Source organism: Paracoccus xiamenensis, from assembly GCF_011308835.1.
GTDB classification, from domain to species: Bacteria; Pseudomonadota; Alphaproteobacteria; order Rhodobacterales; family Rhodobacteraceae; genus Paracoccus; species Paracoccus xiamenensis.
The window spans coordinates 1,347,296-1,359,394 of sequence record NZ_JAAOHY010000001.1 but is presented as its reverse complement, the minus strand read 5'-3'; the positions used below and the strand labels follow the sequence as shown (position 1 = coordinate 1,359,394).

The 12,099-nt window shown below is 64.1% G+C and carries 10 protein-coding genes; 6 read left to right on the top strand and 4 right to left on the bottom strand.

Annotation, left to right across the window (positions count from 1 at the left end):
• The first annotated feature begins 3 nt into the window (after positions 1–3).
• On the top strand, positions 4–2,337 hold the full coding sequence (locus tag G7044_RS06605) for an aldehyde dehydrogenase family protein (protein WP_166327135.1): 2,334 nt from the start codon (positions 4–6) through the stop codon (positions 2,335–2,337).
• 16 nt (positions 2,338–2,353) lie between these two features.
• Here the strand turns inward: G7044_RS06605 and G7044_RS06600 are convergent, their stop codons facing one another.
• Both G7044_RS06600 and G7044_RS06595 read right to left on the bottom strand, forming a co-directional pair.
• Entirely contained in the window at positions 2,354–3,208 is an 855-nt protein-coding gene (locus tag G7044_RS06600) for a transglutaminase-like domain-containing protein (RefSeq protein WP_328803819.1), read from the bottom strand.
• On the bottom strand, positions 3,205–3,627 hold the full coding sequence (locus tag G7044_RS06595; RefSeq protein ID WP_166327133.1) for an OsmC family protein: 423 nt from the start codon (positions 3,625–3,627) through the stop codon (positions 3,205–3,207). Before G7044_RS06595 ends, G7044_RS06600 begins: the two co-directional genes overlap by 4 nt.
• An 80-nt stretch (positions 3,628–3,707) precedes the next feature.
• Between G7044_RS06595 and G7044_RS06590 the strand changes: the two genes are divergently transcribed.
• Together G7044_RS06590 and copM are read left to right on the top strand one after the other, a co-directional pair.
• Positions 3,708–4,607, top strand: coding sequence for a DMT family transporter (locus tag G7044_RS06590; RefSeq protein ID WP_235931153.1), 900 nt, complete (start codon positions 3,708–3,710; stop codon positions 4,605–4,607).
• A gap of 101 nt (positions 4,608–4,708) precedes the next feature.
• Positions 4,709–5,194, top strand: coding sequence for a CopM family metallochaperone (gene copM / locus G7044_RS17970; protein ID WP_166327131.1), 486 nt, complete (start codon positions 4,709–4,711; stop codon positions 5,192–5,194).
• 35 nt (positions 5,195–5,229) lie between these two features.
• Here the strand turns inward: copM and G7044_RS06580 are convergent, their stop codons facing one another.
• Positions 5,230–6,384, bottom strand: coding sequence for a deoxyguanosinetriphosphate triphosphohydrolase (locus tag G7044_RS06580; protein ID WP_166327129.1), 1,155 nt, complete (start codon positions 6,382–6,384; stop codon positions 5,230–5,232).
• Positions 6,385–6,453: 69 nt separating this feature from the next.
• Between G7044_RS06580 and G7044_RS06575 the strand changes: the two genes are divergently transcribed.
• Positions 6,454–6,780, top strand: a complete 327-nt coding sequence (locus G7044_RS06575; protein WP_166327127.1) for a HesB/IscA family protein — start codon at positions 6,454–6,456, stop codon at positions 6,778–6,780.
• Here G7044_RS06575 and G7044_RS06570 read toward each other — a convergent pair.
• On the bottom strand, positions 6,777–7,511 hold the full coding sequence (locus G7044_RS06570) for a hypothetical protein (RefSeq protein ID WP_166327125.1): 735 nt from the start codon (positions 7,509–7,511) through the stop codon (positions 6,777–6,779). The genes G7044_RS06575 and G7044_RS06570 overlap by 4 nt on opposite strands.
• Before the next feature lie 224 nt (positions 7,512–7,735).
• Here G7044_RS06570 and xth point away from each other — a divergent pair, with 224 nt between their 5' ends.
• Positions 7,736–8,521 carry an exodeoxyribonuclease III gene (gene xth / locus G7044_RS06565; RefSeq protein WP_166327123.1) on the top strand — a complete coding sequence of 262 codons (786 nt, stop codon included), beginning with the start codon at positions 7,736–7,738 and terminating at the stop codon, positions 8,519–8,521.
• 97 nt (positions 8,522–8,618) lie between these two features.
• Positions 8,619–12,062, top strand: coding sequence for a pyruvate carboxylase (gene pyc / locus G7044_RS06560; protein WP_166327121.1), 3,444 nt, complete (start codon positions 8,619–8,621; stop codon positions 12,060–12,062).
• Positions 12,063–12,099 lie beyond the last annotated feature (37 nt).

Genomic DNA, 12,099 nt, shown 5'->3' with positions numbered 1-12,099 from the left:
AACATGCCGACTGTGAGCGAGATCATGCAAACGATGGAATATGGCCCCTCGGTCGAGGACAGCAGCGCCGTGCGCGACTGGCTCAAGGCTCACCCGAAATTCGGCCATTTCATCAATGGCAGCTTTACCAAGCCGGGCGACGGCTTCGATACGACCGATCCGGCGACCGGGACCGTGCTGGCCCAGATCAGCCAGGGCACGGCGGAAGACGTGGATACCGCCGTCAAGGCCGCGCGCCGCGCGCAGCCGAAATGGGCCGGCCTGCCGGGGCACGAACGCGCGAAATATCTTTATGCAATCGCACGCACGATTCAAAAGCGTGAACGCTTCCTGTCGGTGCTGGAAAGCATGGATAACGGCAAGCCGATCCGCGAAAGCCGCGATGCCGACATCCCGCTGGTGGTGCGCCACTTCTATCATCACGCAGGCTGGGCCGAGCTGATGGCCGATGAATTCCCCGACCACTCAGCCATCGGCGTGGCGGGCCAGATCATCCCGTGGAACTTCCCGCTGCTGATGCTGGCATGGAAGATCGCGCCGGCGATTGCGGCGGGCAATACGGTGGTGCTGAAACCTGCCGAATATACCTCGCTGACGGCGCTTGCCTTTGCCGAGATCTGTCAGGAGGTCGGGCTGCCCAAGGGCGTCGTCAATATCGTCACCGGCGATGGAGAGACCGGGGCGGCGATTGTGGCGTCCGAGGTGGACAAGATCGCCTTCACCGGCTCGACCGAGGTGGGGCGTGCGATCCGTGCCGCGACTGCTGGGACGGGCAAGCGTCTGACGCTGGAACTGGGCGGCAAGTCGCCCTTCATCGTGATGGAGGATGCCGATCTGGACGCAGCCGTCGAAGGCGTCGTGGATTCCATCTGGTTCAATCAGGGCCAGGTCTGCTGTGCGGGTTCGCGCATTCTGGTGGCCGAAGCCGTGGCAGAGCGGTTCGAGACCTTGTTGCAACGCCGTCTGGCGACGCTGCGCGTTGGCCCTCCGCTGGACAAATCCACCGATGTCGGCGCGATTGTCCACCCGGTGCAGAAGAACCGCATTCTGGGCCTGACCGCGCAGGCCATTGCAGCCGGTGCCGATCTGATCGGCGGTGCGCCGGGCGATGCCTGCTTCATCGCGCCCGGCTATCTGCGTCAGGTCTCGCCCGCCAACCCGGCATGGAGCGAAGAGATCTTTGGCCCCATCGCCACCCTGACCACCTTCCGCACCGCGGATGAGGCGATCAGTCTGGCCAACAACACGCGCTACGGTCTGGCCGCGCAGATCTGGTCCGAAAGCGCCACGGTCGCGACCGACCTGGCGGCCTCGGTCAAGGCGGGGGTGGTCTGGATCAACGGCGCGAACATGTTCGACGCCGCCGCCCCATTCGGCGGCATGCGCGAATCCGGTTACGGTCGCGAAGGCGGGCGGGTTGGCCTGCTGGACTATCTCAGCGGTCCCAAGATTGCCGAGGCGAAGGAAAAGGCCGCTCCCGCGCCCAAGGCGGTGCTGGATGGCGCTAGTGCGGCGGGCGGCATCGACCGCACCGAAAAGCTGTATATCGGTGGTGCGCAGAAGCGGCCCGATGGTGGGGCCAGCTATCGCGCGGCATCCGGCGATCTGGTGCCGCTTGGCAATCGCAAGGACATCCGCAATGCAGTCGAGGCAGCGAAGAAGGCCACCAAATGGGCGGCGATGGGCGGCCATGCCCGTGCGCAGGTGCTGTATTTCATTGCTGAAAACCTGTCCCAGCGCCGCGATGATCTGGCGAAGAAACATGGCGCAAAACCCGTGGATGCGGCGATTCAGCGGCTGTTCTTCTATGCCGCATGGGCCGACAAATATGACGGGATGAACGTCCAGACCAAGCCGAACTATCTGGTCAACGTGATCCCGGAATCTTTTGGGACCATTGGCATCGTTTGCCCGAACGACGCGCCCCTGCTGGGGTTCATCAGCCTCGTCGCGCCCGCCATTGCCATGGGCAACAGCGTCGTGGTGATCCCGGCGCAGGATGATCCGGTCGCGGCTTTCGATCTGGCGCAGGTCTTCGATACCTCGGACCTGCCGGGCGGCGTGGTCAATATCGTGTCGGGTCCGAAAGACGAACTGGCGCAGGTACTGGCCCAGCATGACGATGTGGCCGCGCTGTGGTTCTGCGGCGCGGAAGGTGCGGCGGCGGTCGAGAAGGCTTCGACCGGCAACCTGAAGCCGGTCTGGTCTTTCGCCAATCGCGATTGGTCGAAGCCCGTCGGGCAGGGGCGCGCCTATCTGGATCACGCGGTCCAGTGGAAGACCGTCTGGCTGCCCTATGGCGCGCTGCCAGCGGGGACGGGCAGCATCGTTTACTGATAGGGGGCGGTGGCGGTTACTCCGCCGCCGCCTTTTTCATCGGAGGGATGATGTTGCCCTCTGCATCCACCTCATCTGTGATGACGGTGAAATTCACCAAACGGTGCTGGCCAAAGCTGGAAATCAACGCCACGTCGGTCGCATCGCGCCCGTATCCAACCGGCAGCCGTCCGATCCGGCGGATATTGTTGCGCGGATCGAAATCCCACCACCGACCAGACAGATAAACCTGCACCGAGGCCGCGAAGTCCATTGGATCCGGCGGCGCCGGGATGCCGAAATCGCCCAGATATCCGTTGACATAGCGCGCCGGGATATTCATCGCGCGGCAGAAGGCGATGGCCAGATGGGCGAAATCGCGGCAAACGCCCTTGCCCTGTTCGAACGCGTCCTTGGCCGTGCGGGTCGCGTCGGCATCCTGATAGTTGAATTTGATGTGGTCATGGGTCCAGTCCATGATCGCCTGTACCCGGTCCCAACCCGGCGGGATCTGTCCGAACAAATCCCATGCCGGCTGCATCAGCAGATCGGAATCGCAGTAGCGTGATGGCAGCAGGAAGTGCAGCACATCATCGGGCAACGCCTGAATGGGCATTTCCTGCGCGTCAGGGAAATCCGGCTCTGGCAGGCCGCTATCGGTGATCAGCGCCGTCTTCTGCATGCGGAACAGACCGCCGGGCGCGGACAGTCTTCGACAGTGATTCCCGAACTCGTCTACAAAGGTCGAATAGGGCACGCCGGGGTTCGTGGAAAACTCCTCGATCCCCAGCAGGTCAAGCTGCCGTTCGGGCCTGACCGACATCTGCAACAGCATCGAGATCGGTGCGTCGCTTTCGATGGTGATGTCAAAACCGTAGCGGATGTACATCATGTGATGGTCAGATCCAGTGTGATCTCTGTGTTCAGCAGCTTGGAGATCGGGCAATTGTCCTTGGCACCCTGCGCTGCCTGTTCGATGGCCGCCCGGTCGCCATTGCCCGACACGGTCGAGGTCAGAGCCGCCTTCTTCACCGCAAACCCTTCGCCCTCCTTGTCCAGCGACACGGCCGAGGTCGTTTCGATCGTCACATCAGTCACGCCCGCATCGCCAAGCGCCTTGGACAGCGCCATCGAAAAGCAGGATGCGTGCGCCGCGCCGATCAGTTCTTCGGGGTTGGTGCCGGGCTGATCTTCGAAGCGGGTGGCAAAGCCGTAGGGCTGTGCCGACAGCGCGCCCGATTGGGTCGAAACCTCGCCCTTTCCGGTCTTCAGATCACCTTGCCATTTAGCAGAACCAGTCTTGGTAATCATGTTGTCCTCCTGTATCTGCCAGATAAACGCGCCCGAGGGGTGCGGGTTCACCGACTTGCGAAATGATGGACGCGGTAGACATGGTTTTGCCGATATACGAGCTTGCGGCGATTGGCGCGGCGATTTGCTGGGCGCTGACCGGGCTGATGGTCGCCCCGCCGTTGCAGCGTCTGGGCACCTTCGCCTTCAATTGTTATCGGCAGGTCTTCACGACGCTGGTGCTGGTGCTGATCGTCTGGCTGGGCGGCATGTGGCATGGCGTGACCGTGGCGCATGTCTGGCCGCTGATTCTGTCGGGTATCGTCGGGATATTCGTGGGTGACACGCTGCTGTTTGGCAGTGTCAGCCGGTTGGGGCCGCGCCGTGCCGGGGCACTGTTCGCGCTGAATGCGCCGATTGCGGCTATTCTGGGCTGGGCGGTGTTGGGCGAAAGCCTCAGCGCTGCGGCATGGATGGGGGTGTTCCTGTGCGCGTCGGGGGTCGGTCTGGCCGTGCTGGGGCGGCCCGGCCGCAGCGGCAGCCACAGTTTCGAGGCCGTGCGCGGCTCTGTCAGTATCGGTATCCTGCTGGGGCTGATCGCGGCATTGGCGCAGGCCGCCGGTTCGCTGATCGCGCGCCCGGTGATGGAACAGGGCGTCGATCCCTTCGCGGCCAGCCTGATCCGGGTGGCGACGGCGGCCGTCTGCCTGTCGGTGCTGGTGGCGCTGCCGATCCGCCAGGTCAAACCGCAGGGCAAGCTTGATCTGCGGCTGTTCGCGCTGCTGGCCGGGTCGGGGATACTGGCCATGGCGATCGGCATGTCGCTGCTGCTGTTTGCCTTGCAGGGCGGCAAGGTCGGGATCGTGTCGACGCTGTCGGCGCTGTCGCCCGTGTTCATCCTGCCGGGGCTGTGGATCGTTACCGGCGCGCGGCCAAGCGCCACAAGCTGGCTGGGTGCGGCGATTGCCGTGGCCGGCATGGCGTTGATCTTCCTGCGCTGACGACCGCAAACGGTGCTTGGGGCGGTGATTTCACGGATCCGGTGAACCGGCGATGGCCGGGTCGCGTTGGGGCCGATGCAATTGCCGTGAAAGGAAACAGCATGGACCGTACCGGCCTGACCTCGACCACACTGGCCGCAGCGCTGACGGCTGTCGCGGGGATGGGAATCGCCCAGACTGCAAGTGATGCACCAGCCGAAGCCCCGGCCGCGCCGATGCAGATGCAGGGGGAACCGGAAGGTGCCACGCCCTCGACCGTCGCCTATGTCGAGGCGATGAATGCCATGCACCACGATATGGCGATCCCCTATTCGGGCGATGCTGATATCGACTTCATCCGCGGCATGATCCCGCATCATCAGGGCGCGGTGGCCATGGCGCGGATCGCGCTGGAACAGGGCGACGATCCCGAGGTGAAGAAGCTGGCCGAGGAAGTCATTGCCGCGCAAGAGGCAGAGATTGCCTTCATGCAGGGCTGGCTGGAGAAGAACGATCCCGAATACAAGCCGACCCCGCGCGAAGGCATGGACGCGCCCGAAGGCGCCGTCCCCGCCGAGGGCGAGGCCGACCCTCATGCCGGGCACTAATCTGCGCGCGTGAAAACTGGCTTTGCGCGGGGGCCTCAGCCCTGGGCGCAAAGCCTTTCCCATTCCGCCATGGCATAGCGGTCGGTCATGCCGGCGACATAATCCAGCACGATCCGCGCGCGTTCGGTTTCCGAGGCCGCGAACGCGCCGGGACGCCAATGTTCGGGCAACATTTCCGGGTTCGACATGAACAGCGGAAACAGATCATTCAGCATCCCCGTGACCAGCTTGCGTTCATCCACGACGGAGGGCGCGCGATACATGCGGGTGAACAGGAAGGACTTGATCGCCTTCAGGTTCTGATACAGCGGCTTGGAGAAGCGAATGATCGGCCCCTCCATCGCGCGGATCTCGTCCACGGATTTGGGTTGCAGCGCGGTCAGGCGGTTCTGCGCCACGGCGATGACGTCTTCGACCATGACGCCGAAGACGCGGCGCAGCGCTTCGTGCCGGCGGCGGTCGGGGTCAAGGCCGGGATGTTTTTCGTCGACCTCGGCGAAGGCGGGGCCGACGACGGGCAGTTCGGCCAGATCGGCCTCGGTGAACAGATCGGCGCGCAGCCCGTCATGCAGGTCATGGTGGTTATAGGCGATGTCATCGGCCACTGCCGCGACCTGCGCCTCGGCGCTGGCATTGGTCTGCAGCTCCAGATCCCACTGGGCGTTGACCTCGGCCAATGCGTAGGGGTAGGGCGCCTCGACCGGGCCGTTATGCTTGGCGATGCCCTCTAACGCTTCCCATGTCAGGTTCAGCCCGTCGAAGCCCGCGTAATGGCGTTCCAGCCGGGTGACGATCCGCAACGCCTGCGCGTTATGGTCAAAGCCGCCATAGGGGGCCATCAGAAGCGCCAGCGCGTCCTCGCCCGTATGGCCAAAGGGCGGATGGCCAAGATCGTGGGCCAGGGCGACGGTCTCGGCCAGATCGGTGTTCAGGCCAAGCGTACCAGCGATGGTGCGGGCGACCTGGGCCACCTCGATCGTGTGGGTCAGGCGGGTGCGGAAATAATCGCCGCGATAGGCGTCGCCTTCCTGTTCGACGAAAACCTGGGTCTTGTGCTTCAAGCGGCGAAAGGCCGAGGAATGGATGATCCGGTCACGGTCGCGCTGCCATGGCGAGCGAAAGCTGGACAGGCTTTCGGGATACAGCCTTCCGCGGCTGTCTTGGGGCTGGCAGGCATAGGGCGCGGTCATGCGGGTTCCTTGCAGGGTGTCGGTCGCGACCCTATATTCGCCGAAGGACAAGCGAAACGGGAACGCCCCATGAACCTCCCCCCCATGGTGACCGAACGCGCCTTTGCGCGGCTGGCCGAAATCAATGACGGCGCCGATGCCCCGCAGGCTTTGCGGGTCGCGGTCGAAGGCGGCGGCTGTTCCGGCTTTCAATACGACATCCGCATGGATGCGCCCGCCGATGACGACCTGATCCTTGAAGGTCAGGGCCAGCGGGTGTTGGTCGATCCGATCTCACTGCCGTTTCTGGCCGGGGCCACGATCGACTTCGCGGATGAACTGATCGGCGCCCGCTTTACCATCGAAAATCCCAATGCCGCGTCTTCCTGCGGCTGCGGGACCTCCTTCTCGATCTAGTCGCAGATCACCGAGCGCAGGCGCAACCGCCGGTCAGGATAGCTGAGCGGCGGCTGGTGAATATTCGGCCGTGACGGTTCGGCATAGCGTGGCCGGGGTTGTGTTTGCGCGGGCGGTGGCTCTGGCGGGCGCAGGGGCTGCAGCTTGCGCGGATGCGGGGATTGCGGGGCGCGCAGTTCCAGCTGCTTCGGCTCGCGCGGTTGCTGCGATTGCGTTTCGCGCGGTTCAAGCGGCTGAGGTTCGCGTGGCTGGCGGCCGACCGGGTCGTCTTCATCGAAAACGCCCCTGTGCCAGCTGGGCAGACGGCAGATCGCCTGTGGGGCGGCTTGGATGTTGCTGTCATCCAGCCTGAGGATATGGCCGTTCAGCCGGGAACTTCCGGCGGCAAAGCGCAGCGGTTCGGGCAGTTCCTGCCATTCGGTCTTAGGACCGAACAGCGCCTCGTCACCCTGCCAGTCCGTGCCCGAAGCCAGCCGGATCCGCCATTCGCCCGGTGGTACCAGCAGCCGAAAGAACGCGCCGCCTTGAACGTAACCCGCCATGATCGCGTCGCCGCCATCCGCGGGGTGCAGAAACACCACGTGATCCTGCCCGGGCGGGGCTTGCACTTGCAGCGGCAGGGTCGCCGGCAGGTCGGTCCGCTTCCACATCAGCCCGACGCGCGGCGGTTCCTCGGCCGCAGCCGGGGCCGCGGTCAGAAGCAGCGCAAGAAGTATGACTGCGTGGCGCATGAAACCCCTTCCTCGCAACACAGTAACGAGCGCAGGAGGGGCTGTCGCCGCAAATTGCCGTTATCCCGACCATCTCGATTTGAGACGCAGCCATTCGCGCAGGATCGGATCAGTTGCTGGTCTTGGCGATCATTGCCCAAATTGCCCCCTTTATCGTGATGGGCAAGCGCCTGCTGCGATGCCCTTGCCTTGCCAAACTGACCCGTCCAGCACATGATGCGGCCATGAAAATCGCAAGCTTTAACATCAATGGCGTCAAGGCTCGGATCGAGGCGCTGCAAGCATGGTTGCAGGAGGCCCAGCCCGATCTGGCCGTGCTGCAGGAAATCAAAACCGTGGACGAGGGCTTTCCCGTCCAGCTGATCGAGGATCTCGGCTATAATGTCGAAACCCACGGCCAGAAGGGGTTCAACGGCGTGGCCATCCTGTCGAAACTGCCGCTGGAGGACGTGACGCGCGGCCTTCCCGGCGACGACGAGGACGAACAGGCCCGCTATATCGAGGCGACCGTGGTGGGGGACCGCGCCGTCCGTATCGCCGGGCTGTACCTGCCCAATGGCAACCCGGCACCGGGGCCCAAATACGACTATAAGCTCGCCTGGATGGAACGCCTGCGGATCCGTGCAGCCGAATTGCTGGCCAGCGAAATGCCGGTGGTCATGCTGGGGGATTATAACATCATCCCCGAACCGCGCGATGCGGCCAGCCCCGGCCAATGGGTCGATGACGCGCTGTTCCTGCCAGCCAGCCGGGCAGCGTTTCGCCGCATTGCAGCGCAGGGCTGGACCGATGCCCTGCGCGATTCGGATCCGTTCGGCCAACGCGGGCCCTTCACTTTCTGGGACTATCAGGCTGGTGCCTGGCAGCGCGACAACGGGATCCGCATTGATCACCTGATGTTATCCCCTCAGGCTGCTGATCTTGTTTGCGAAACCGGTGTGGATCGCGAGGCACGCGCCGGCGAAAAGCCTTCGGATCACGTGCCGGTCTGGGTGGAGCTGGCGGCATAGGGCTGGCCTATGGCGGCGCCGTCTGTGTCATCACGCGTTTACAAGTCTTTTGCGATGGGTAATGTTCTTCGCAGCTGCAGAAACTTTGGGGGACGCCATGCGCGACATCCGCAAGATCCTGATCGCCAATCGTGGTGAAATCGCAATCCGCGTCATGCGTGCTGCCAACGAACTCGGCAAGAAGACCGTTGCCGTCTATGCCGAAGAAGACAAGCTGGGCCTGCATCGTTTCAAGGCGGATGAGGCCTACCGGATCGGCGAAGGCCTCGGGCCCGTGGCCGCCTATCTCTCCATCCCCGAAATTATCCGTGTGGCCAAGGAGTCGGGCGCCGACGCGATCCATCCAGGCTATGGTCTGCTGTCGGAAAACCCGGAACTGGTCGACGCCTGCGCGCGCGAAGGCATCATCTTCATCGGTCCCAAGGCCGAAACCATGCGGGCACTTGGCGACAAGGCCAGTGCGCGGCGCGTTGCCATCGAGGCCGGCGTCCCCGTCATTCCCGCGACCGAGGTTCTGGGCGACGATTTCGACGCCATCCGCGCCGAGGCCGCCGAGATCGGCTATCCCCTGATGCTGAAAGCCAGCTGGGGCGGCGGCGGGCGCGGGATGCGCCCGATCAACAGCCCGGACGAGCTGGCCGAAAAGGTCCGCGAAGGCCGGCGCGAGGCCGAGGCCGCTTTCGGCAATGGCGAGGGCTATCTGGAAAAGATGATCCTGCGCGCCCGCCATGTCGAGGTGCAGCTGCTGGGTGACCTGCACGGCGATCTCTATCACCTGTATGAACGCGACTGCACCGTGCAGCGCCGCAACCAGAAGGTCGTCGAACGTGCGCCCGCGCCTTACCTTGATGACGAACAGCGCAACGAGGTCTGCGAACTGGCGCTGAAGATCGGCCGCGCTGTCGGCTATCAGAACGCCGGCACGGTCGAGTTCCTGATGGATATGGACAGCGGCAATTTCTACTTCATCGAGGTGAATCCGCGCATTCAGGTCGAACATACCGTCACCGAGGAAGTGACCGGCATCGACATCGTGCAGGCCCAGATCCGCATCGCCGAAGGCGCGACGCTGGCCGAGGCCACCGGCACCCCCGACCAGGCCCATGTCACGCTGTCCGGCCATGCCGTTCAGTGCCGGGTCACGACCGAAGACCCGCAGAACAACTTCATCCCCGATTACGGCCGCATCACCGCCTATCGCAGCGCGACGGGCATGGGGATCCGCCTGGACGGCGGCACCGCCTATTCCGGCGGGGTCATCACGCGCTATTACGATTCGCTGTTGGTGAAGGTGACCGCCTGGGCGCAGACGCCTGAACAGGCGATCCGGCGGATGGACCGGGCCCTGCGCGAATTCCGCGTGCGCGGCGTCAGCACCAATATCGATTTCGTCATCAACCTGCTGAAGCACCCGACCTTCCTCGACAACACCTATACGACGAAGTTCATCGACACGACGCCGGACCTGTTCGAGTTCCGCGCGCGTCAGGACCGGGCGACGAAGATCCTGACCTATCTGGCTGATATCTCCGTCAACGGGCATCCTGAAACCGCCGGCCGCGCCGCCCCCCCGGCGGAAGCGCGCCCGCCGGTCGCGCCGCAAGCGCACGTATCGCCGCCGCCCGCCGGAACCCGCCAGCTGCTGGAGGAAAAAGGCGCGCAGGCGGTGGCCGATTGGGTCGGCGCGCAGCAGCGGCTGCTGCTGACCGATACGGCGATGCGCGACGGCCATCAGTCGCTGCTGGCGACGCGGATGCGGTCCATCGACATGATCCGCGTGGCGCCGGCCTATGCCGCCAACCTGCCGCAACTGTTCAGCGTCGAATGCTGGGGTGGCGCGACCTTTGACGTGGCCTATCGCTTCTTGCAGGAATGCCCGTGGCAGCGGCTGCGTAACATCCGCGAGGCGATGCCGAACCTGCTGACGCAGATGCTGCTGCGCGCCTCGAACGGGGTGGGTTATACCAACTATCCCGACAACGTGGTGCAGGCCTTTGTGAAGCAGGCGGCAGAAACCGGCATCGACGTCTTCCGCGTCTTTGACAGCCTGAACTGGGTCGAGAATATGCGCGTCGCCATGGACGCGGTGGTCGACAGCGGCAAGATCTGCGAGGCGGCGATCTGCTATACCGGCGATATCCTCGATCCGGATCGTGCGAAGTATGACCTGCAATACTATGTTTCTATGGGGAAAGATCTGCGGGATGCGGGCGCGCATATCATCGGGCTGAAGGATATGGCGGGTCTGCTGAAACCTGCTGCCGCCAGCGTGCTGGTCAAGGCGCTGAAGGACGAGGTCGGGCTGCCGATCCATTTCCACACGCATGACACGTCCGGCATGGGCGGCGCGACCTATCTGGCGGCCGCTGCAGCCGGCGTCGACATTGTCGATGGCGCGATGGATGCGCTGTCGGGCAATACCTCGCAGCCGACGCTGGGCTCGATCGTCGAGGCGCTGGCGCGGACCGACCGCGACACCGGCCTGGATGTTGGCGCGATCCGCGAGATTTCCAATTATTGGGAGCAGGTCCGCGAAGACTACGCGGCCTTCGAATCCGGGCTTCAGGCACCGGCTTCCGAGGTCTATCTGCACGAAATGCCGGGCGGACAGTTCACCAACCTCAAGGCGCAAGCGCGCAGCCTCGGGCTGGAGGATCGCTGGCACGAGGTGGCGCAGGCTTATGCCGACGCCAACCAGATGTTCGGCGATATCGTAAAGGTCACGCCGTCCTCCAAGGTCGTGGGCGACATGGCGCTGATGATGGTCAGCCAAGGGCTGACCCGCGCACAGGTCGAGGACCCGGCCGTCGAGGTTGCCTTCCCCGACAGCGTCGTCGACATGATGCGCGGCAATCTGGGGCAGCCCCCCGGCGGCTGGCCGGAGGCCCTGCAAAAGAAGGTGCTGAAGGGAGAGGCCGCGATGCTGACCCGTCCCGGTGCCACGATGGCGCCGGTCGATCTTGAGGCGACGCGCGCCGATCTGTCGAAGCAGCTGGATGGCAAATCGGTCGATGACGAGGATCTGAATGGGTATCTGATGTATCCGAAGGTCTTCCTGGATTACATGGGACGGCACAGGATCTACGGTCCGGTGCGAACGCTGCCGACGCGGAACTTCTTTTATGGGATGCAGGCCGGCGACCAGATCAGCGTCGAGATCGACCCCGGAAAGACATTGGAAATCCGCCTGCAGGCACTGGGCGAGACCGATGAAAAGGGCGAGGTGAAGGCCTTTTTCGAGCTGAACGGCCAACCGCGCAATATCCGGGTGCCAAACCGTGCGGAGGGTGCGCAGGCGATGGCGCGTCCGAAGGCCGACCCTGCGAATGCGAGCCATGTCGGCGCACCGATGCCGGGCGTGGTGGCCACGGTGGCTGCCCAGCAGGGGCAGAAGGTCAATCCGGGCGATTTGCTGCTGACGATCGAGGCGATGAAGATGGAAACCGCAATTCACGCTGACCGCGAAGGCGTCGTGAAGGCGGTTCATGTCGCGCCGGGGCAGCAGATCGACGCCAAGGATCTGCTGATCGAGCTGGAATGAAGGCGGGCAGGGGCGCTGCCCCTCTTGGCCTTGCGGC